The organism is Marinobacter sp., from assembly GCF_965229985.1.
Taxonomy (GTDB): domain Bacteria; phylum Pseudomonadota; class Gammaproteobacteria; order Pseudomonadales; family Oleiphilaceae; genus Marinobacter.
Window position 1 is genome coordinate 1,823,688 of the sequence record NZ_OZ245935.1, and the last position, 20,023, is coordinate 1,843,710.

18 protein-coding genes are annotated in these 20,023 nt (G+C 57.5%); 8 read left to right on the forward strand and 10 right to left on the reverse strand.

Annotated features, from left to right (window positions below; all coding sequences use genetic code 11):
- Positions 1-13 precede the first annotated feature (13 nt).
- Positions 14-643, forward strand: a complete 630-nt coding sequence (locus tag ACO06L_RS08325) for a DNA-3-methyladenine glycosylase family protein (protein WP_202348330.1) — start codon at positions 14-16, stop codon at positions 641-643.
- A gap of 10 nt (positions 644-653) precedes the next feature.
- Positions 654-1,145 carry a nucleoside deaminase gene (locus ACO06L_RS08330; protein WP_230708102.1) on the forward strand — a complete coding sequence of 164 codons (492 nt, stop codon included), beginning with the start codon at positions 654-656 and terminating at the stop codon, positions 1,143-1,145.
- Here the strand turns inward: ACO06L_RS08330 and ACO06L_RS08335 are convergent.
- Complete coding sequence (locus ACO06L_RS08335) at positions 1,115-1,981, reverse strand: DMT family transporter (RefSeq protein WP_064227824.1); 867 nt, start codon at positions 1,979-1,981, stop codon at positions 1,115-1,117. The two genes, ACO06L_RS08330 and ACO06L_RS08335, sit on opposite strands and share 31 nt — an antisense overlap.
- 119 nt (positions 1,982-2,100) lie before the next feature.
- On the opposite strand from ACO06L_RS08335, the gene ACO06L_RS08340 reads away from it, so the two are divergent.
- A complete protein-coding gene (locus tag ACO06L_RS08340; RefSeq protein WP_202348329.1) occupies positions 2,101-3,027 on the forward strand; it encodes a helix-turn-helix domain-containing protein in 927 nt (308 codons plus the stop codon).
- Between the two features lie 72 nt (positions 3,028-3,099).
- Positions 3,100-3,633, forward strand: a complete 534-nt coding sequence (locus tag ACO06L_RS08345) for a prepilin-type N-terminal cleavage/methylation domain-containing protein (protein ID WP_202348328.1) — start codon at positions 3,100-3,102, stop codon at positions 3,631-3,633.
- Positions 3,634-3,667: 34 nt separating this feature from the next.
- On the opposite strand, the gene ACO06L_RS08350 is transcribed toward ACO06L_RS08345, so the two are convergent.
- Complete coding sequence (locus ACO06L_RS08350; protein ID WP_202348327.1) at positions 3,668-4,081, reverse strand: hypothetical protein; 414 nt, start codon at positions 4,079-4,081, stop codon at positions 3,668-3,670.
- Positions 4,082-4,206: 125 nt separating this feature from the next.
- Between ACO06L_RS08350 and ACO06L_RS08355 the strand changes: the two genes are divergently transcribed.
- Positions 4,207-4,776 carry an NnrU family protein gene (locus tag ACO06L_RS08355; protein ID WP_202348326.1) on the forward strand — a complete coding sequence of 190 codons (570 nt, stop codon included), beginning with the start codon at positions 4,207-4,209 and terminating at the stop codon, positions 4,774-4,776.
- Positions 4,777-4,796: 20 nt separating this feature from the next.
- On the opposite strand, the gene ACO06L_RS08360 is transcribed toward ACO06L_RS08355, so the two are convergent.
- The 3 genes from ACO06L_RS08360 to ACO06L_RS08370 form a co-directional block, all read right to left on the reverse strand.
- Positions 4,797-5,762 carry a zinc-binding metallopeptidase family protein gene (locus tag ACO06L_RS08360; RefSeq protein ID WP_064227820.1) on the reverse strand — a complete coding sequence of 322 codons (966 nt, stop codon included), beginning with the start codon at positions 5,760-5,762 and terminating at the stop codon, positions 4,797-4,799.
- 116 nt (positions 5,763-5,878) lie between these two features.
- Complete coding sequence (locus ACO06L_RS08365) at positions 5,879-6,505, reverse strand: NAD(P)H-dependent oxidoreductase (protein WP_202348325.1); 627 nt, start codon at positions 6,503-6,505, stop codon at positions 5,879-5,881.
- A gap of 134 nt (positions 6,506-6,639) precedes the next feature.
- Entirely contained in the window at positions 6,640-7,536 is an 897-nt protein-coding gene (locus tag ACO06L_RS08370) for a LysR family transcriptional regulator (protein ID WP_064227818.1), read from the reverse strand.
- A gap of 134 nt (positions 7,537-7,670) precedes the next feature.
- Here ACO06L_RS08370 and ACO06L_RS08375 point away from each other — a divergent pair, with 134 nt between their 5' ends.
- A complete protein-coding gene (locus ACO06L_RS08375) occupies positions 7,671-8,576 on the forward strand; it encodes a DMT family transporter (protein WP_202348354.1) in 906 nt (301 codons plus the stop codon).
- Positions 8,577-8,698: 122 nt separating this feature from the next.
- Complete coding sequence (locus ACO06L_RS08380) at positions 8,699-11,974, forward strand: carboxyl transferase domain-containing protein (RefSeq protein ID WP_202348324.1); 3,276 nt, start codon at positions 8,699-8,701, stop codon at positions 11,972-11,974.
- Positions 11,975-11,976: 2 nt separating this feature from the next.
- On the opposite strand, the gene ACO06L_RS08385 is transcribed toward ACO06L_RS08380, so the two are convergent.
- The 3 genes from ACO06L_RS08385 to ACO06L_RS08395 form a co-directional block, all read right to left on the reverse strand.
- Positions 11,977-13,662, reverse strand: a complete 1,686-nt coding sequence (locus tag ACO06L_RS08385; protein WP_227716098.1) for a BamA/TamA family outer membrane protein — start codon at positions 13,660-13,662, stop codon at positions 11,977-11,979.
- 67 nt (positions 13,663-13,729) lie between these two features.
- Complete coding sequence (locus tag ACO06L_RS08390; RefSeq protein WP_202348322.1) at positions 13,730-15,613, reverse strand: monovalent cation:proton antiporter-2 (CPA2) family protein; 1,884 nt, start codon at positions 15,611-15,613, stop codon at positions 13,730-13,732.
- Positions 15,614-15,681: 68 nt separating this feature from the next.
- On the reverse strand, positions 15,682-16,542 hold the full coding sequence (locus ACO06L_RS08395; protein ID WP_202348321.1) for a LysR substrate-binding domain-containing protein: 861 nt from the start codon (positions 16,540-16,542) through the stop codon (positions 15,682-15,684).
- 190 nt (positions 16,543-16,732) lie between these two features.
- Here ACO06L_RS08395 and ACO06L_RS08400 point away from each other — a divergent pair, with 190 nt between their 5' ends.
- Entirely contained in the window at positions 16,733-17,008 is a 276-nt protein-coding gene (locus ACO06L_RS08400; RefSeq protein WP_227716099.1) for a hypothetical protein, read from the forward strand.
- Here ACO06L_RS08400 and ACO06L_RS08405 read toward each other — a convergent pair.
- Entirely contained in the window at positions 17,005-17,910 is a 906-nt protein-coding gene (locus ACO06L_RS08405) for a homocysteine S-methyltransferase family protein (protein ID WP_202348320.1), read from the reverse strand. The genes ACO06L_RS08400 and ACO06L_RS08405 overlap by 4 nt on opposite strands.
- A gap of 10 nt (positions 17,911-17,920) precedes the next feature.
- A complete protein-coding gene (locus ACO06L_RS08410) occupies positions 17,921-19,951 on the reverse strand; it encodes an alkyl/aryl-sulfatase (protein ID WP_202348319.1) in 2,031 nt (676 codons plus the stop codon).
- Positions 19,952-20,023: the final 72 nt, after the last annotated feature.

Consider the following 20,023-nt stretch of genomic DNA (forward strand, 5'->3'; position numbering starts at 1 on the left):
CAAAAAGGGGCTTATGCAACAAAAGACGATCACTGACGAAACCTTGAGGATGGGCGTTGACGTCCTGGCTGAGAAAGATCCCGATCTTTGCGAGGTGCGAGCCCGACTGGGATACCCCCCAATCTGGACTCGCGAACCGGGCTTTGCATCATTGATCAACATCATCCTTGAACAACAGGTCTCTATCAAAGCCGCAGCTACGATGTTCCAGCGGCTAGCGTCCCACCTTGGATCGGTAACCCCGAAACTGGTCCAGAGGGCTGGCGAACCTGAGCTAAGACGAGTCGGGCTTACCCGACAGAAATCCAGGTATTGTGTTGAGCTGGCCAATCGGATAACGAGTGGTGAGCTGGACCTCTCACGGCTTGCAACACTTGACGATGCCGAGGGCCGAAGCCACCTTTTAGAAGTACCCGGTCTGGGGCCCTGGACCGTCGACATCTATTACATGATGGCGCTACGGCGACCGGATGTCTGGCCCCAGGGAGACCTGGCTCTGGCCTCCGCGATAAGGGACATCAAGAACCTCGACGCCCGACCGACACAAGAAGAGCAACTGGCCTTTGCCGAACAATGGGCGCCGTGGCGAGCGGTAGCAGCCCGCATGCTTTGGATGCATTATCTGGACGCCCGAGGTCAGTGAAGGAGTAATTGTGATCTACGAAACTGAAATGAAACACCTTGCCCGCTGCGTGGAACTGGCTTCAATGGCCGTTGATAGCGGGAACCCGCCGTTTGGTTCTGTGCTGGTGGATGAGACCGGTGCCGTCAGGTACGAGGGACACAACGAAACCGCTGGCGGTGATGAAACCCGCCACCCCGAGTTCGAGATCGCCCGCTGGGCTGCCGAGAACATGACCCAGGATGAGCGAGCTGCCTCAACGGTGTATACCTCTGGCGAGCACTGCCCGATGTGCGCGGCTGCACACGGCTGGGTTGGCCTTGGGCGAATCGTCTATGCAAGCTCGTCAGAGCAGCTTTCAACCTGGCTGGACGAACTGCATGTGGCGCCACCGCCCGTTGCAACCCTGCCAATCAACCAGGTGGTTCCGGGCGTGCCCACCGAGGGCCCCTTCCCCGCGCTCGCAGACGCAGTGCGCGAGCTACACCAGCGTTATGTTTTGGCCGATCGGAACAAAACATAATTTCCCAGCAGGGCCAGGGATGCGCCCAGCACCGCGGTTGCTGTCCATTCAAAACCCTCGAGCCAGGTCGATACACTCAGGGCGACCACCGGGAAAAGCACGGTGGCGTAGCCAGCCTTGTCGGCTCCGAGAGTCTGGATAACGGTGATGTAGCAATAAAAGGCAATGATGGAGCCAGGCACCGCCAGAAAGACGGTTGCCCCCCAGAATGTCGCCGCAGTCGGAACCACCCATTCCACACCCTGAATCAGGCACCAGATGCCAAGAATCACCGCGCCGTAGACCATGGCCCATGCGTTGGCGAGGAAGAGCGGCACCTGTGACATTCGCACCTTGATGCTGACCAGGTTACCCATGGAAAACCAGAAGGTTCCGGCAATCGCGAACAGAATGCTGGTCGCCGTGGCATTGCCAAGCTGCAGATCATGCCAGAACAGAAGGGCCACGCCCGTGATACCGAGAGAGATTGCCGGATAAAGCCGAGCGGTAGGTTTCAGGCGCAACCAGAGCCAGCCATTCAAAGCGTTAAACAGGGCGGCCAGCGAAAACACCACCGCCAGCAGACCGCTTGTCATCGATTCTGCGGCGCGATAAATCAACAGAAAGTTGATGCTGTACAGGGTTGCCCCCTGCAGCACCAGCCAACCGTGCTGTTTGAGGGTCAGTTTTTCCAGCCTGCGCACCAGAGCTACAACCAGCAATGCGACGACAGAGGCCATGACGAATCGGTAAAAAACAGATATGTCGACCGGCGCAGCTTCAACCTGCAAACGAATCGCTGTCCAGGTGAGCCCCCAGATCAGTACCGTCAGACCATAATGAACAGAGATGGGCATGGCGTTAATTCCTGTTGCTATCGGGAACAATTGTTGAGCAGGGACCAGCATAGGGCTCAAACCACACCAAAACTTGTCAGATCCTGCTGAACCATGGATGATTCTTGCGGAGGCTCCCTATGCAGACCGATTCTGATTCCATGCCCAAATGCCCAACGCCATCGCGCCCGGCAAATCGCGACATTGTCGATACCCTGAGAACGGCTGGCGTCGCTCCGCAGCGAATGCTTGAACTGGATCAGGGGCGGGCTCTGGCGCAATGGCAGAATCGTCAGGGCGAAGTGCGTTACGAACGGCCCCGTCACCATGCATTGAGCATTTACATAGACAAGGGCGAGCAGGCCCGAAGGGTATTGAACGGTAAGGTTGTAAGCCAGGGCTTTCCGGGTGCCGTATGCCTGTTCCCGGCGGGCAGCCGCTCAAGTTGGCAAATCAGCGGACAGTTCGAATTTTTTCATCTCTATTTCAATGACCTGGACGTCGCTCGGTGCGCAGAACAGACATGGGATGCGGATCCGGACAAGCGCCAGCTTTCCGAGCTGTACCACGCCGAAGACCCGGTTCTCGCCCAGGCCGGAAAGCTCCTCGCGCTCAGCGACTGGCAGGCTCCCGGCCAGACCATGGCCATGGACCACCTCGCACAATGGCTCCTTCTCCAGGTTGTCAGTCGCCATTCCGGCGTCCGACAGACACTGCCGGAAGTCACGGGGCAGTTGTCACTTCGGTACCGCAGAATGCTGCAGGAACGCATCCACGCTCATCTGGATCAGTCATTAACGCTTGCCGACATGGCCAGCTGGGTCAACCTGAGCCCTTATCATTTTGCCCGGCTTTTCAGGGCTACATTCGGTTGTGCGCCTTATCAATATGTCCAGGAGCAGCGATTAATCCGGGCCCGAGACCTGCTTAGGAACAGCCGAGACAAAATCACCGCCATTGCGCTCTGTTGCGGATTCAATGATTCCAGTCAATTCAGCCGGGCGTTCAAGTCCAGGTTCGGAGTCAGCCCTTCAGGCTATCGATCCCACTCAGGGTCCGATCAATAAAGCAACATGGATCCGTTTCAGACTTCATGAAATAATGCTTTGTTTATCAAAGCCTTCAGACGAGCACTATCCATGGCCATGGCAACTCGCCCAGAAAAACAGCCGAATGCAGACGGGTTTACGCTGATCGAACTGGTTCTCGTCGTTGTCATTCTTGGAGTTCTGGCCGCCTTTGCACTGCCACGATTTTCGGACCTCTCAACCGATGCCCGCCTGGCGGCATTGGATTCACTGGAAGGCACGATGAAAAGCACAATAGGAATAGTGAGAAGCAAAGCCTATGCACAGGGGCTGTCCCCAGCAGCCAGCAATCCCGGCGGAATACAGACCAACTATGTAATAGAAACTGAAGCGGGCCGCTCGGAAGTCGACTGGCGCAACCTGTGCCCAGAAAGCCGCGCCGAGGCGGATGATACGCTAACAATGCTTGATTACATCTCGGTGGACGCCAACGATTCCTCCCTGGAGACCTTCGTCGACAACCAGTACACCCGTGTAGGGTTTTCTTTGCCTGCAGGATCTGGCGCCGGCCCCGGCTGCTATGTCGAATACGATTCCTTCGGCGATCCGGAGTGCACGGTGACCCAGATAACCTCGGAATGCTGACACACGTCTTATCCAAAAATCGGTGGAATGCGGCCTACTTTACCAAGCCTGAACGGGGCACAAGACACTCCATCGCCGTGAGTGAAACATCCCGGAATACCGCCTCTGAGGCAACAACACTCGGGAATCGGTCGTAAAGCATCCGACGGCACGTAGAGGTTCGTGCCTCGGCTTTTTCGACGCAATCAGCTTGGGCCTTCGCGCCACTGCCCTCGTCAGTAACATCAGAACAGAAGTCCGGAATCTGAGTGAAAATCCAGTCGACTGCAGCACTGAGTTCAACAGGATTGGCCCGCAAATTGGTCAGGCGGTTTGCATCGATGGGGTCGGGTTGTTCACGGGTCTGGTCCCATAGAACAAACAGCAGGGCGGCAGATACCAATACAACAGTGACCTTGGGAAACTTCATGGGCGCCTTTTCAATCCGGTGAATCAGATCGCCGATCATAAACGCTCAGGCATCTGCTGTCCCGGTTTCCTATACTTATCTGGATTTCACACAAATGGGCTTTCCAAGAAAAGCGCCCAGCCAATCAGACAACCCTGTCGCTCAAGCCAAAAGGAGTTTTGCAAATGACCACACTGATCGTTGGTCTCATTCTGTTTCTGGGCGTGCATTCGCTTTCCATAATTAACGAGCCGCTGCGTAACCGGCTGAACGCGTCCATGGGCGAGGGCGCCTTCAAAGGACTCTATTCCGTGGTGTCCCTTGTAGGTCTGGTTCTGATCGTCTGGGGTTATGGCGCCGCCCGGATGGATCCGACAGTGATCTACGTGCCGCCGGCCTGGCTCAAGCACGTGGCATTCCTGCTTCTGGTGCCTGTGTTCCCCTTGCTGTTTGCCACCTACCTGCCCGGCAAGATCAAGGCGAAACTGAAGCACCCCATGCTCGTTGCCGTCAAACTCTGGGCTCTGGCTCACCTGCTGGCCAACGGGATGCTCCACGACCTTCTGCTATTCGGCTCCTTCCTGGCCTGGGCCGTAGCCGACCGGATCTCCATGAAGCGCAGAACTCAGCGAGCCATCACAACGTTGCCAGCCACCAAAGCCAATGACGTCATTGCGATCGTTGGAGGTCTGGCAGTGTATGTGGTTATGGTGGTGTGGGCCCACCAGTGGCTCTTTGGCGTGGCACCGGCCTGATTGACCGGCGCTCACTTGGACTAGAGGCCCTGGGCTCCGCGGCGTAACCAGTCGTGCACGAACGCAAGTTTGCGTTGCGCCGTTTCGGACAGGACAAACGGGTACAGGTCAGACAGTCCCATGGAGCGGTTCACATGGTTAACCCGGATGGCCAGTGACGCAGCAACGTTAATCAGCATTGCAGTGTCGGGCTCCGAGTAGGGATCCCAACCCTGTCTCGGCACCTCGGGCGAGGTCAGACCGGATGACACCAAGCTGTCGGTGATGTCCGTCAGGTGCAGCAGGTGTGCGGCAGTCTCCGCCCAGTCCTCGTGCGGGTGTGCCGAGGCGTAGCTGGTGAGATAGAACAGCCTCCAGTCTTCCGGCGGACCTTTGTGATAGTGATGTTCAAGGGCCGCCGGATAATCGGCGCGTTCATCACCAAACATCTCCCGGAACGCATCCAGAAAGTCTTCACGCAAGCTAAGGCGCCACCAGAGCATATGGGCGATTTCATGGCGCATATGGCCGACCATGGTTCGATAGGGTTCGTCCAGGGCTTGCCTCCGGGTGGCACGAACCACTGGATCCGCCTCTGCGACACTGATCGTTACCACCCCGTTGGCATGCCCCATGGCAACGGGGGTCAGGCCTTCGGCCAACATGTGAAAAACCGGGCGCGTACCTGGATCCTCAGGGCGAAACCAGTGCCAACGGCCGAGATTATCCAGCACCCAGCGCTTTGCCGCTTCAGTCTCGGCCCAGTTCGGCATGGCATTGGGAATGTTGGGATCAGGTGCCAGCGCCGTCATCGCGCAAGACCGACAGAAGGCCCCTTTTTCCGGCGCAATCCAGTTGCAGCCGATAATATCCCGATTTACACAGAAGGGAGGCATGGGAACGAAGGCCCTCGCCTGTGGATCGTACGCGACGGGCGTGCCCTGTGCCGTGGTGAGATTATCAAACCACAGATTTCCGGAACCAACCGGGTTGGAAAAAACCTTCATAGAGCTGGTGCTCCTTTTGAACGGCAGTCTGCTTGAAAATGTATCGCCGTTCTTCCGAACCTATACCCTATGGCAAAGGAACACCAGCCAGAGCGATCAATCGGCCAAGCCAGCACTTACATCCAGATCACCAGATCGTCGTAATCAAAACGCACTTTGGGCAAGCCAGAACTCCTGTCACGTGCGCTGCGATAGCCCAGGGCAACAATGGCAGAACTCTCCAGACCTAACTCCGCCAATCCGAGTACCTCATCGTAGGCTCTGTGGTCAAAACCGGTCATCGGGCAGCTATCGATTCGCATTGAGGCCGCCGCGGTAAGCAGAGTACCAAGTGCAATGTAGGCCTGCTGGTGCGCCCAAGCTTGCTTCTCCGCGCGGGATTTGGCCGCAAGTGCCTGTTTCATGTGGCTCACGTAGCCCGAGATGTCTTCTACAGGCACGCCTCGGGTTTTCACAAACTGTGTGACATACCTGTCGACGGTGTGATCGCCAATATCCGCGTGCGCCGCAAAGACAATCAGATGTGAGCAGTCCAACACCTTCTGCTGACCGAAAGAATAAGCCAGTAGATCCCGTCGTACCGCTTTGCTCTCAACGACAAGAATTTTGTAGGGCTGCAGTCCGTAGGAAGAGGCGCTCTTGCGAGCCGCATCAACCAGTGTTTCCACCGTCTGGGCATCGAGCTTCTCGGGCGAAAATTCACGGACGGCGTAACGCCAGTCCAGGGCTTCGTGTATGTTCATAAAGTTGTCTCCTTCGGGATGAAGTAGCAACTCTATGAGACCGTAGCGAGTAAAAAAACGGATAGAATAGAACTACATATTTTCCGGTACGGAAACAATGAGCTGGTCACCGTAAACACCTCGTGCACTTTGCACTACTCCCAGTAGGGTTTTTCCCCCAGATGCTGATCGAGGTGATCAAGCAGCAGGCGGACCTTCGTGGGTTGCTTGCGCCCCGGCGGGAACAGGGCAAATACAGTATAGGGTTTGGGTGGAAAGTCAGGCAGCAGGGGAATCAGTGCGCCTTTCTCAATATCTCCCTGAACCAGAAACCGCGGCAATAAACCAACGCCGGCCCCCCTCAACAGACTCTGGCGGATCGCCAGGCTACTGTCCGTTCGATAGTTGCCGCTAACCCTTACCTCCCGATCGCCCAGCTCCCAGACTCTCGGTCTGTCATGCAGCGAAAACGTCAGACAGTTGTGCTGTGTCAGATCCTCCGGATCGTGAATCTCCGGGGCACCTTCCAGATACCCAGGCGATGCGCAAACAATATTTCTGGACGTTCTCAGTGGCCTGGCCATGAGGCTCGAATCGGCCAGGGAGCTTCGAATCCGAATAGCGATGTCTACGCCCTGCTCCACCAGGTCAACCATTCGATCACTGAGCTGAAGATCGATATCGATTTCAGGATAGTCGCGGAGAAAACTGTCGATGGCCTCTGTTATGTGGGTCAAACCGAACGACATGGGCACATTCAGTCTTATCGTCCCTCGGGGCTCCGCCTGAAACCCTCTTGCCTCCAACTCGGCGTCTTCCAGCTCATCCAACAGGGACTGGGTGCGTTTCAGAAAGGCGAGCCCGGCATCGGTCAGGTTCATGCGGCGGGTAGTTCGGTTGATGAGTCTCGTGTCCAGATCCCGCTCCAGAAAGGCAATATGCTTGCTGACCGTTGCTGCGGTGATCTCAAGGTCGTCCGCAGCCCGGGTAAAGCTGCCCAGCTCCGCAACGCGCCTGAAGATCGTCATCGCTACCAGCTTGTCGGTGGCCACAGAACCCCCTGATTATTTCTGATTTGGAAGGAGTATTGTTCGAATGCGCTCAATTATCAACGGAATCAAATGCGGCAAACTGGTTCCTGGTGATATTCCTCCACAACCCGGAGTACTTGGTGATGATAGCCTCAATGCAGCGTGCAATTCTCCCGCCCCAGGCCGCAGTCTGGGGGCTTCTGCTGGCCAACGGATTTCTGATCGCGCTGATGCTGGCACTGGCAAAAGCGGCAACATCCCAGGGCATGCCGGCCGTCACTTATGCCTTCTGGCAAACGCTCATTGCAGGAGCCGTTCTGCTGTTGTGCTCTCAAAAACGCCGATCTCTGCTGGAACGTCGCCTGACCCGTTATTTTCTTATCAGCGGTTTGACCGGTATCGCAGTCCCGAATGTCATCGGATTTTATCTGGTGACCAAACTGGGGGCAGGATTCACGGGCATTATGTACGCCCTGCCACCGATATTTACGTTTCTGATCGCCACTGGCATCGGGCTCGAAAAACGCAGCTGGATCAAACTGACCGGGCTATCGATTGCGGTCGTCGCCTGCACCTGGATTGTGCTGCAACGTCATTCGGAAATCAGCAGCCCCAACATACTCTGGTTTGCCATGGGCCTGATTATCCCGGCCATGCTATCCATCGGTAACGTCTATCGCTCAGTAGCCTGGCCTGATGATGTAAAACCCATGATCCTTGCATCGGGTACGCTGCTGGCGTCGGCTTTCACGCTTGGCCTTTTCGCAGGTCTGACGGGGACCTCCATTTTCCCGGAAAGCACAGGATTTCACCTCCCTGGCATTGTCATTCTTCAGGGCCTGCTAACCGCGCTGACCTACCTTTGCGCCTTTGAGCTGCAGCGTCGCTCCAACCCGGTTTTCTACAGTCAGCTCGGTGCCGTAGCGGCCGTATTCGGGTTGCTGATCGGAGTTATCTGGTTCAGGGAAAACTACTCGTTAACCATCTGGCTGGGAGCCTTCCTGGTGATCCTTGGGCTCAGGATCAGCAACAGGAAGAGCGCGCAAACTGCCGAAACCTGAACTCATCAACCAGATTCATAACCATCCCTCAAACAAATTCATTTGTCTAATCGGAGCCCCGTTCCTAGGATGGTGACTTCTGTCACCCACAATAAGAATCACACCCCGGGGAACCAGGTACCATGACTTTCCGCTCCGTACTGATTGCCAATCGCGGCGAAATCGCAATCCGCATTGCCCGAGCCTGCAGCGAGCTCGGTATGCGGGCGGTCACCGTATTCTCTGAAGACGATGCCGCCAGCCTGCATACCCGCATGGCCGATGAGGCAGTGGCTCTCACGGGCCGTGGCGTTAAGGCCTACCTTGATGGGGCACAACTGATAGACATTGCAAAGACCCATGGCTGCGAGGCGGTCCATCCAGGCTACGGCTTTCTGGCGGAAAACGCCGGTTTTGCCCGCGAATGCGAGCAGGCCGGTCTGATCTTTATTGGCCCGTCGCCAGACGTGTTGGAGGGGTTTGGCGACAAATCGGCAGCCCGGGCTCTGGCGGAAAGCTGCGACGTTCCTTTGATCAAGGGAATCAACAAACCGGTGAGCCTTGGCGAAGCCAGGGCTTTCCTGAGGGAGCATGGCCCTCTGATGCTCAAGGCCATTGCCGGTGGTGGTGGCCGCGGCATGCGGGCGGTATATGGGGAAGAAGAGCTTGAGCAGTCCTTCCAGCGCTGCCAGTCCGAGGCTCAGTCAGCCTTCGGCAGTGGATCGCTATACATTGAACAGCTGATTGATAGAGCGAGACATATTGAAATCCAGATAGTCGGCGACGGTACCGGGGCCGTCAGCCACCTCTGGGAGCGTGACTGCAGCCTCCAGCGGCGCAACCAGAAGCTGATCGAGATTGCGCCGAGTCCTTCTCTGGACGCCTCGATCCGGGATGCCATGATCGACTGCGCCCTGAAGCTGGCCAGATCCGTTAACTACCGTGGCCTCGGTACCTTTGAGTTTCTGGTGGACCAGGACCAGCCCGACCGTTTCTATTTCATGGAGGCCAATCCCCGCATTCAGGTTGAGCACACCATCACCGAGGAGATCACCGGTGTTGATCTTGTGCAAACCCAGCTGCAGTTACTAGCGGGCCACAGCCTCGCGGATCTGGCCCTTGAGTCTGCACCAACGGTGCGGGGATTCGCGATTCAGGCGCGGATCAACAGCGAAACGCTTCACCCCGATGGTCATGCCACCGCCGCTACCGGCACACTGAGCGCCTACGAGCCACCGTCGGGCCCCGGTTTACGAGTCGATGGCTATGGTTACGCCGGCTATACCGTCAGCCCGTCGTTTGACTCCCTGCTCGCCAAGCTGGTTGCCCATGGCAGCGATTATTCATCAACGCTCCGCCGGCTGTATCGGGCCCTGTGCGAGTTTCGGCTGACCGGTGTCAGCAGCAATATTGGTCTGCTTCAGAACCTGGTCCGCCACTCGAGCGTCGAAACCTGGGCGGTTACCACTCGCTTTGTCGAAAACCACCTGGAAATCCTGCTCCCGGAAGAAACCCACTCATCCCATCCAAGTCTGCACTTTGGCAACACGAATGCCCCGGAGGCGATCGAAAGCTCGGGGGCCAGCCCCGCGCCGGCTGGAACGATCGGCATCACAGCGCCCAGCTCCGGCACAGTTGTCAGTATTGATGTCGCATCCGGAGATGCAGTGGCCATTGGCCATCCCATAGCGGTACTTGAAGCCATGAAAATGGAATTCGTGGTCAAGGCAACACAATCCGGCATCATCCATACACTTGCCGCGGAACCAGGGGCAACGGTGAACCAAGGGCAAGCGCTAGCGTATCTGGAACCCGCCGACGTGGACGCGAGCGGCATTCAGGATGAAGAGACGGTTGATCTGGAGTACATCCGGGCCGATTTAGCAGAGGTTCTGGAGCGCCATGACCTGCTGACTGACGAGCGCCGACCGGAGGCGGTCGCAAAACGGCGTAAAACCGAGCAGCGAACCGCTCGCGAAAACGTTGAAGACCTGCTCGATCCGGACAGCTTCAACGAATACGGGTCCCTCGCACTGGCGGCACAGCGCCGCCGACGTTCGGTGGATAAGTTGATTGAAATGAGCCCGGCGGATGGCCTGATTACCGCCATCGGCAGCGTGAACGCCCCCGAATTCGGAGCAGAGGCCGGCCGTTGCGCCACCATGGCCTACGACTACACCGTGTTTGCCGGCACACAGGGGCTGGCCAACCACCGCAAGGCGGACCGCATCCTGGCTCTGGCCGAGCAATGGCGAATTCCACTGGTTCTGTTTGCGGAAGGCGGCGGTGGTCGCCCATCCGACACCGACACCAACGGCGTGTCCTTTCTGGACTGTCATACCTTTGTCAGCATGGCCAGGCTCTCAGGCGTGGTGCCCACGCTCGGCATTGTCTCCGGCCGATGCTACGCGGGCAATGCGGCCCTGTTGGGCTGCTGCGACACCATCATCGCCACCGAAGATGCCAACCTGGGCATGGCAGGGCCCGCGATGATTGAAGGCGGCGGCCTTGGGCGGTTCAGTCCGGAAGAAGTGGGGCCGGTTTCAGTGATGGGCCCCAACGGAGTGATTGATATCCTGGTTGAGAACGAAGCCGAGGCAGTCCGCGTGGCGAAGCAATACCTGTCTTACTTCCAGGGCACTTTGAAGGACTGGCAGTGCGCCGATCAACGACGGCTCCGCCACCTGATTCCGGAAAACCGAATGCGGGTTTACGATATCCGCCAGGTCATCGAAACCCTGGCAGATCAGGACAGTGTTCTGGAACTCCGCAGGCAATTTGCGCCCGGGCTGATCACGGCACTGGTGCGGATTGAAGGCCGTCCCATGGGCCTGATCGCCAATAACCCGAGCCACCTGGGCGGGGCGGTCGATGCTAACGCGGGGGACAAGGCGGCCCGCTTCATGCAGTTGTGCAACGCCCACAACCTTCCGATCGTGTCACTGTGCGACACCCCGGGCTTCATGGTAGGGCCTGACGCCGAAAAACAGGCCACCATTCGCCATGTCTCGCGCATGTTCGTAGCAGCAGCCAAGCTCAACGTGCCTTTCTTCACCGTGGTTCTGCGCAAGGCTTATGGGCTTGGCGCACAGGCCATGGCGGCGGGAAGCATGCTCACGCCCTTTTTCACCGCAGCCTGGCCCAGCGGTGAGTTCGGGCCCATGGGCTGGGAAGGCGCCGTGCGTCTGGGCTTTACCAAAGAGCTGGCCGCCCAGCCCGACGAAGAATCACGAAAGACCATGTTCGATGCCCTGGTGGCCAAAGCCTACGAGCAGGGTAAAGCGCTCAACGTGGCCAGCTACCTGGAGATTGATACGGTCATCGACCCGCAGGAAACGCGGGCGTGGTTAATACGAGGGCTTAATTCCGCTTCCGGAGGTTGCTCTGACGGCGGCGGACAGTTTGTCGACACCTGGTGACGCTAGAACTGGCTACGCCCCCGCAACAGAATCTGAACATCATCGATACTGTCGTCGCCATCCAGGGGGAAGGCAAAGTCCAGGTGCAGCATGCGTTGCACCTCGATGCGGCTGGACGCCAGCCTCATGCCGAAGCCAACATCTTTCAGCACGCCTTCGTCCGGTCCATTGTTCCGGTCATCGGTAAACCAGGCCCGGCCCACATCGGTGAAGAGTACGCCGCCCACCCGAAACAGCTTGAACGGATGCCAGTCCGGAAAATAACGCCGCTCCAGGGTCCATAGCGCGCGGCGGTTGCCCTGCTGGTACTCACTAGGGTACCCGCGCAAACCGTTCTCACCGCCAATGAGCAGTTGCTGGTCCGCTGTCAGATTGTGCGCTGCCGTGAACGCGAGGTTGGTGTACCAGCTATTCCATTGCTCGGAGCCACCGTGAAAATACTGAACGCTCACTGTCCCCAACAGGTTTTCCACCCGGTCTTCGTCGAGCCGGTAAGTGCCACTCTGGCTGAGGGTGTAGCTGGCGTAGTTGGTTTCCGATGCATGCAGTACATCCTGGAAATCCATATTCAGAACCACACGGTCCTCGGTGGCACCAAGCCCGCTGCCGGAGTAGCCCAGCTCGGTTCGCCACACGAAGCCATCACGCACATCCTCCACTCGCTGGAGCCGCGTCAGATTGGTCATTTCCCGGAAGCGGTTCTGGCGGTAATCGAAGCCAATCCAGGGGTAACTCAGGGTCCGGTCGTCGGGCAGGATGTCCAGATTGGGTTCATTGGGGAGCCTCTCGAATTCCAGGGCATCGTATCGATAACCCGCCAGTAATCGGAGCTGGCGTTCATTCCGCTCAGCCAGGCGCCAGCCCCCATCAATACTGAAAAACTCCTGGCTGCGTCGATAATCCGCAATAGACTCAGCACCCACATAACGGGATTCCTCCCGTACGTCATCAATGCCGCTCAGGCCAAACCGCCAGTTTGTGGTCTCACTGAAGAAAGGCCTCTCGAGGTAGGCGCCGCGACCCCGTCCATCGCTTCTCTCATCGAACGAGAACCCCGCCTGCCAGTGGGAGCCCAAGACGTTCGGGTCATCAAAATACAGACTGGTTTCGGTGCGGTCCGGGTCTTTCGCATAGCCGATGCCAAGGCTTTTGCCTGACCCGGCAAAGTTGGGATCAGACAGCCCGAAGTTGGTGGTGTTCTCACCGCCAGATCGCGACACGCCAACGCTGGGGAAAAGTGTCCAGGTATCCCGCGTAAGAACACTTACCTCGATTTCGTCCCCACAAACCCGGGTGACGCCCACCCATGCAGCAGTCAAATAATCCCGCTGGCGCAGCACCCGCTCGGACTCGGAAATAAGCTTGGCCTCGTAGACATCGCCTTCCTCGAATACCAACTGGGCACGCAAGGCAGATTCCCAGGTAGGCGTGTTAAGTGCGTTCAAAGTTCGATAGAGCGCGTTGTTCTGTTCCGGATCAGTGGTATCAAAGATCGGGCGGCGAAGAATACGAATGCTGCCGATGCGCGCGCCCTCAGGAATCAACAGATCGTTCTGGCGAGCGAGCTGATCCCTCGGTTTGTCCAGGTCAATGGCTTCCGGCTGAATACTGCTGGCAATGCAATCATCCCTGCCCGACTCGGCAGCAGCGCAGGACCCGGCAAACACCAGCCCTGATACAACAAGCATGTTTCTGAACACCATACTGACCTCTACAGCCGCATAGGCAATAATTTAGCCTAGCGTTTCCTCACTGTCAGCGGTCCGGCGGTCGCCATATGGGAACATCCTCCTGCTTTGGTTCTTCCCAGTCCCGATGCATGGCGCTGCTAAGCGCTTCTTCGAGCTTCATGAAGAGTTCACCGTAGCGGGGACTGAACCGGATACCTTCCTCGATTTCTTTCCAGGCTTCGAACAGCTCATCCTCGTGGGCTTTCTCGTTATCCAGGAAAGCCCAGGTCATCTGACGGGCACGCATTGGGTGCACGCCCATGGCGGTCAGTGCATGACCGCCGAGCTCAAGTGCCGAATGATAGGTTTCACTCACCACATCATCGGCCCCGGCCTCCCGCAGTCGATATCCGTGGCCTCTGTCGAAAGCGCGAGCCAGTACCCAGACACCGGGGAAGAACTGCTTCACGTGCTCCACCATCTGGACCGAACGGTCACGATCATCGATAGCCACTACCAGCAGTCGGGCCTGTTCGATGCCTGCAGTTTCCAGCAAATCCGGCCGACTCGCATCCCCGAAGAAGCTCTTGATGTTGATCTGCCGGAGGTTCTCGATCTGCTCGATCTCATGGTCCAATGCAACAATAGGAACATTATTGGCCCGCAACAGCCGGCAGACAATCTGGCCGAAACGACCAACACCGGCAACGATAACCGGCGCCTGTTCATCGATGGCATCCGCCTCCCGCTCATCGTTTTGTGAACGACGATAGCGAGGCAACACAATCCGGTCGTACACGATGAACAGCAACGGCGTCAGGAACATCGACAGCGCCACCACCAGTGAGAGGACCTGGGAGGTTTCCACGGCAATCACACTGTTCTGGACACTGTAGGTCAGAAGCACAAAGCCAAACTCACCGGCCTGTGCCAGGGACAGCGTGAACAGCCAGCCATTACTGCCATGAACTCGGAACAGCAAAGCCAGGCCGAGCAGAATCGCGGCCTTGACTGCGATCACCGCAACCGCAAGTGACACCACCGTACTCCATTGCTCAGACAACACATCGAAGTTGATGCCCGCGCCAACGGTGATGAAGAACAGCCCCAGCAGAAGTCCCTTAAATGGTTCGATATTCGCTTCCAGCTCATGCCGGAATTCACTGTTGGCCAGTACCACGCCGGCCAGGAAAGCCCCAAGCGCCGGCGACAGGTTCACCAGGCTCATCAGGGCTGCAATCCCGATCACAAGCATCAACGCAGTGGCCGTAAAAACTTCACGCAAACCCGACTGCACCACATAACGGAACAGGGGCCGACTCAGGTAATGACCACCTACAACCACGGCCGCGATGGCTGCAACCACAACCAGCCCATGGGCCCAGCCAGGAAGGCTGTCCACCAGGCTCAGGTTGCCGCCATGACCATCGAAGGTACCCGAGGCATCCATGAGTTCCGGTAATGCCAGCAATGGAATAAGCGCAAGCATCGGGATGACAGCAATGTCCTGGAACAGCAGCACCGAGAAGGCACTGCGACCACCTTCGGTTTTGACCAGCCCCTTTTCATTGAGGGTCTGCAGGACAATCGCAGTGGAAGACAACGCAAAGATCAAGCCTACGGCAAGTGACGTCTGCCACTGGAGCCCGAGCCAGGCGGCCACCGCCATGCCGGCTGCCGCCGTCAGCAACACCTGAAGCCCGCCAAGGCCAACCAGGCGGACACGCATGGCCCAGAGTGCTTTGGGGTCCAACTCCATACCAACCAGGAAAAGCATCATTACCACACCGAACTCGGCAAAATGCTGGATGGTGTTGGCTTCCTGCCCCACCAGCCCTGTAACCGGACCGATCACCACGCCCGCCACCAGGTAGCCGAGGACCGACCCCAGACCAAGACGTTTTGCCAGGGGCACGGCGATCACTGCTGCCACCAGGTAGATAAAGGCCTGGACGAAATAAACTGTCATCAATGGTTTCCTTGATTCCGAATCGGTCGGCTAGAGGTTTTCCGGACGATCATTCGTGCAAGAGCTATTCAGCTCAGGCCCTGAAATGCTTCCTTCACGTGAGAAGCAAGCGCATCGTTCAAGGGGTTGGAACCCCGCCTTACCAGGGCCAACTGATAAGAGCCGATGTCCGGCAGGCTGCCACCGACCACCTCTTTCAGCGGCGGGCGTATCAGGCTTTGCGGAAACGGTGCCACAGCAAGATCTGCCAGCATCGCCGCCTCCTGACCTGAACAATGTTCACACGTATAGGCAATTCTGTAGGAAATACCCGCTCTGTCCAGTGCCCGCAGCGTCATCCGGCGCCAGGCGCACCCTTCATGAGCCATGGCGATGGGCAACGGTGAACGCTGGTAAGCGGATGACCCTTCCCTACCAGCCCAGACCAAAGGCTCTTCATGAACCAGCTCACCGCGGCCAATACCGGCCTCGTCCGCCACAGTAACCAGGGTCATATCCAGCTCACCCGCGTCGAGGCGGGCCAGGTTTTGCTTGCTTGAGCCCACAACCACATCAACCAGAACCGCGGGATAGGATCTGGCGAATTCCGCAAGCACCTCAGGCAAAATCCGGGTGCCGACGTCATCGGACGTACCAATTCCCACTTTTCCTTCGAGGGTCGGCGATATGAAGTGCTGGACGGCTTCCTCGTTCAACCGCAACAACCGCCGGCTGTAATCGAGCAGAACCTCACCCTCCGCCGTCAGGGTGACGCGTCGCGGTTCTCGAATAAACAGGGTTTTGCCCAGGTTTCTTTCGAGCTGCTTGATTTGCATGCTCAGGGCGGAAGGTGTCCGGTGCACTACTCTGGCCGCACTGGTGAATGTGCCACTCTCAGCGATGGCTACGAAACTCCTCAAGACATCGTTATCAAGTAGCGGGATCTTCACGAATGCACCTCTCGAGTCGATTTTTGTGGCCTGAAACTGACTTAAGCATAACTGAACGAGATCTTAAATTCTTTTCGTTTGATTGAAGACTTAGAGGAGATCAGAATACTCGTCGAAGGCACCCGTATGCGAGTTACACAACGTCCAAGCGAGCTGGTGCAGCCATTTACCAACTGTCGGGGCCGCAGACATGCAGAAGAGCACAGAGTATCAATCAAGCGCCGCAATCCAGCCGATCACCTCATGGTTTGAAGGGTATGCCAGGCGCCAGAAATTCCGCCGTATGGCGCAGTCGTTGCTGAAGGAAAAGGATGACACGCTGTCGGATCTCGGCTACGACCGCCATGATCTGGAAGGCGCCCTGCACCTTCCTATCCGGAACGATGCGATGCAATACATTGAGGCACGTCGCTCCAAACGTGCCATGGAAGCGCGCAGGACAAAAAGCCCTCGACTCGCCGGCTAATTGCGGGCCAATTCCGAGAACCGTACCAGGTTAAACTCGCCTGTCAGCACATCGGCCAGATGGCTGATGTGCTCCGGCGTAATCTCACAACAGCCACCAACAACGCCCGCGCCGTCCTCCAGCCACTGTTTCACCTGAAGCGCATACACCCCGGGAGACACGTCCGGCCTGGCTTCCAGTTCATCCACCAATGCTCCGCTGGCCATCGGCTCAACCGTTTTGAACGCGTTAGCGTAGCCACCCGTTAAGGGGAAAAGGCCGGCCAGTTCAGGCATTGCCTGCGAAATCACTTCCGGATCGCAGCAATTGAGCAGGATAGCCGTTGGCCCGAACGGCTTAACCGCTTCGACAGCCTCTGCAAGCGTTTCCCCGGACCGAAGTTTGCCATCCGTTTCCAGCCGGAACGCCACCCCAAAGGGCTTGCCTGATTCACCGGCGGCGGCACAGGCAGCTTTCGCCTCCAGCGAGTTCGTCATGGTTTCGATGAGGAAGACATCTGCCCCACCCTGCAGTTCAACGATAATATCGAACTCCGATTTCAAATCCTCGAACGTCCGGGCAGGCTGGCTCCGATAACTTCCGACCAGGGGCGGCAGGCAACCGGCGATATCAACGTCGGCGCCCGTTAACGCGATGGCGCGCTCCAATACCTCGAACGCCCGTTGATGGATTGCACTAATCTCGTCGCCAAGGCCTTCTCTGGCCAGTCGCGTTGGCGTTGCAGCATAGGTGTTCAGTGTCAGGGTCCGGGCGCCTGCCCTGATAAAATCGGCATGGACATCGGTAACGACGTCCGGCTGTTCCCGCATTACCGCCACTGACCAGAGCAGTGACGTAACATTCATGGCCCTGCGGTAGATTTCCTGGCCCAGGCCGCCATCAAGAAGTGCAACAGATTTCATAAAGTACTCGTCAGGGTGTAACGATGTTGAACCGGCCCTGAGGCTTGTCCAGCATACTGAAAAAGCCTATCAGGTCGAGTCTGCTTCCCTCAAAGCTGATCTCGTCGCTGAACAGAAGTTCCTTCAGCCCTGCCCGTCCAATCAACAGGTCTACAAACAGAGGCCTCGTCAGACGCAAGGTGGCATCAGCGGGAGTGTCCTCACTGACCAGACGGTTATGAAGTACTGAATGTTTCAGGGTCAACAAATAATTTTCGTTCAGATCCGTAAAGTTAATCTTGATGGTGGTGCTCTCGCCTTCTGCGTCCTCAGCCTTCAGCCTCACCGCCATGCTGTCAAAGAACAGGGATACCGGTGTGTTCAGCAGCACCTCTCTCATCATCGCCGGTTTGATACCCTCCTCCGGCGAACCGTGCCGCAATTCGTATGCCCCCGTCAGGTAGAAGTCACGCCAGGGCGCGGATTCCGCCTGATAGCCAAGCTGGTCATAGACGCTGGCCAGAAGCTGTTTTGCATCGTCGTTCCCGGGCTCGGCGAAGACCACATGATTGAGCAATTCCGCCAGCCACCGGTAGGTATCGCGCCCCTCATTGGCGCCCATGTCCGAAGCCGCCTCGAAATCCTCGCGGGCTCTTTCAAGAACCTTTTCAGCGCCTCCCATCATCTGGACATAACGCTGTGCCGATTCACTTTCCGGAAGTGGATTGAGCTGGGCCGGGTTGGCAGTAAACCAGCCCAGGTAGTGCTGATACACCGCTTTGGCGTTGTGAGACACGGTGCCGTAGTAGCCCTGGTTATGAAAAGCACGGTTCAGCTCCGGCGGCAGCTTGAGCTGGTCGGCGATCTCCCTCGGCGTGGCACCCTGGTTCATCAAGCGCACCGTCTGATCGTGAATGAACTTGTAGGTATCCCGCTGAACAGCCAGGAAGTCCTGGATATTCTCCTGCCCCCACAGCGGCCAGTGGTGGCTGCCGAAGTAGGTATCGGCGTCGGCAAACAGAGTCTTTGCTTCGTCGATAAAGCTGCTCCATAGACGGGCATCCCGAACCTTCGCGCCCCTCAGGGTGTAGATGTTGTGCATATTGCGGCTGACCAGCTCGGCACCGCAAAAGGCCTTTTGTTCGGGGAGGTAGAAGGTGAACTCTGCAGGCGCTTCGGAACCGGAGACAATGTGGAAAACCATTGGCACGCCGTCCACCTCCAGCTCCGTGCCGGTCTCGCTGATCAGGTCCGTCGCCGGGGCAAAGCCAAAGGTGCCGAACGCCGGTCCTTTGCCCAGCCCCGTGCCAACATGGCCACGTTCATTCCTCTCCAGGCGCTTGCCATACATGAACATGGCCCGCCGTGTCATCGCAGGGCCGGCAATGATGTTCTCGCTGGTTGCCTCTTCCTCAAAGCCGGCTGGCGCGATAATGCGCAGGTTGGCTTTTTCCTCGTCCGACAGGTGCTGGAGAATGCCCTGCACACCGCCAAAGTGATCAATGTGGCTGTGGGTAAAGAGAATCGCCCGCACCGGTTTTTCGCCCAGGTGTTCGCGGGCAAACAGGAAAGCTTTACTGGCAGTCTCCCGGGCGGTCAGCGGGTCCACCAGAATCCACCCGGTTTCGCTCTCGATAATCGACATGTTCGCCAGGTCGTAACCCCGGATCTGGTAGAGGCCGTCGGTAACCTTGAACAACCCGTGAATATTGTTCAGGGCAGCCTGGCGCCATAGGCTTGGGTTTACCGAGGATGGCGCGTTCTCTCCGTCCTTATCGATAAAGCCATAGGCCGGCATGTTCCAGACTTCACCACCCTCAAGATGATCGATAACAAGATCCGGATCCTGGGCAATCAGTCCGCGTCGCGCATTTTCGAAATCATCACGGTTTTCAAATGGTCGCTGTTCAAGCACCTCCTCATTGGCCTTGCCGGTAGTGGCAGTGGGCGAACTGTGTCCGGCACTGTTGGCTGCAGAAGAATCGGGACCGGAATCGCACCCCGTAATGACGAGGGCAATACCCAGCAGAGGAACAAGAAGAAGCTTTCGAGATAGTGGCATGTGGGGAAACCTTGTCGGTCTGTTGTTATTGGTTACCCCAAGTTTACTTCAGAGTGGGCCTGAATCTGCGCA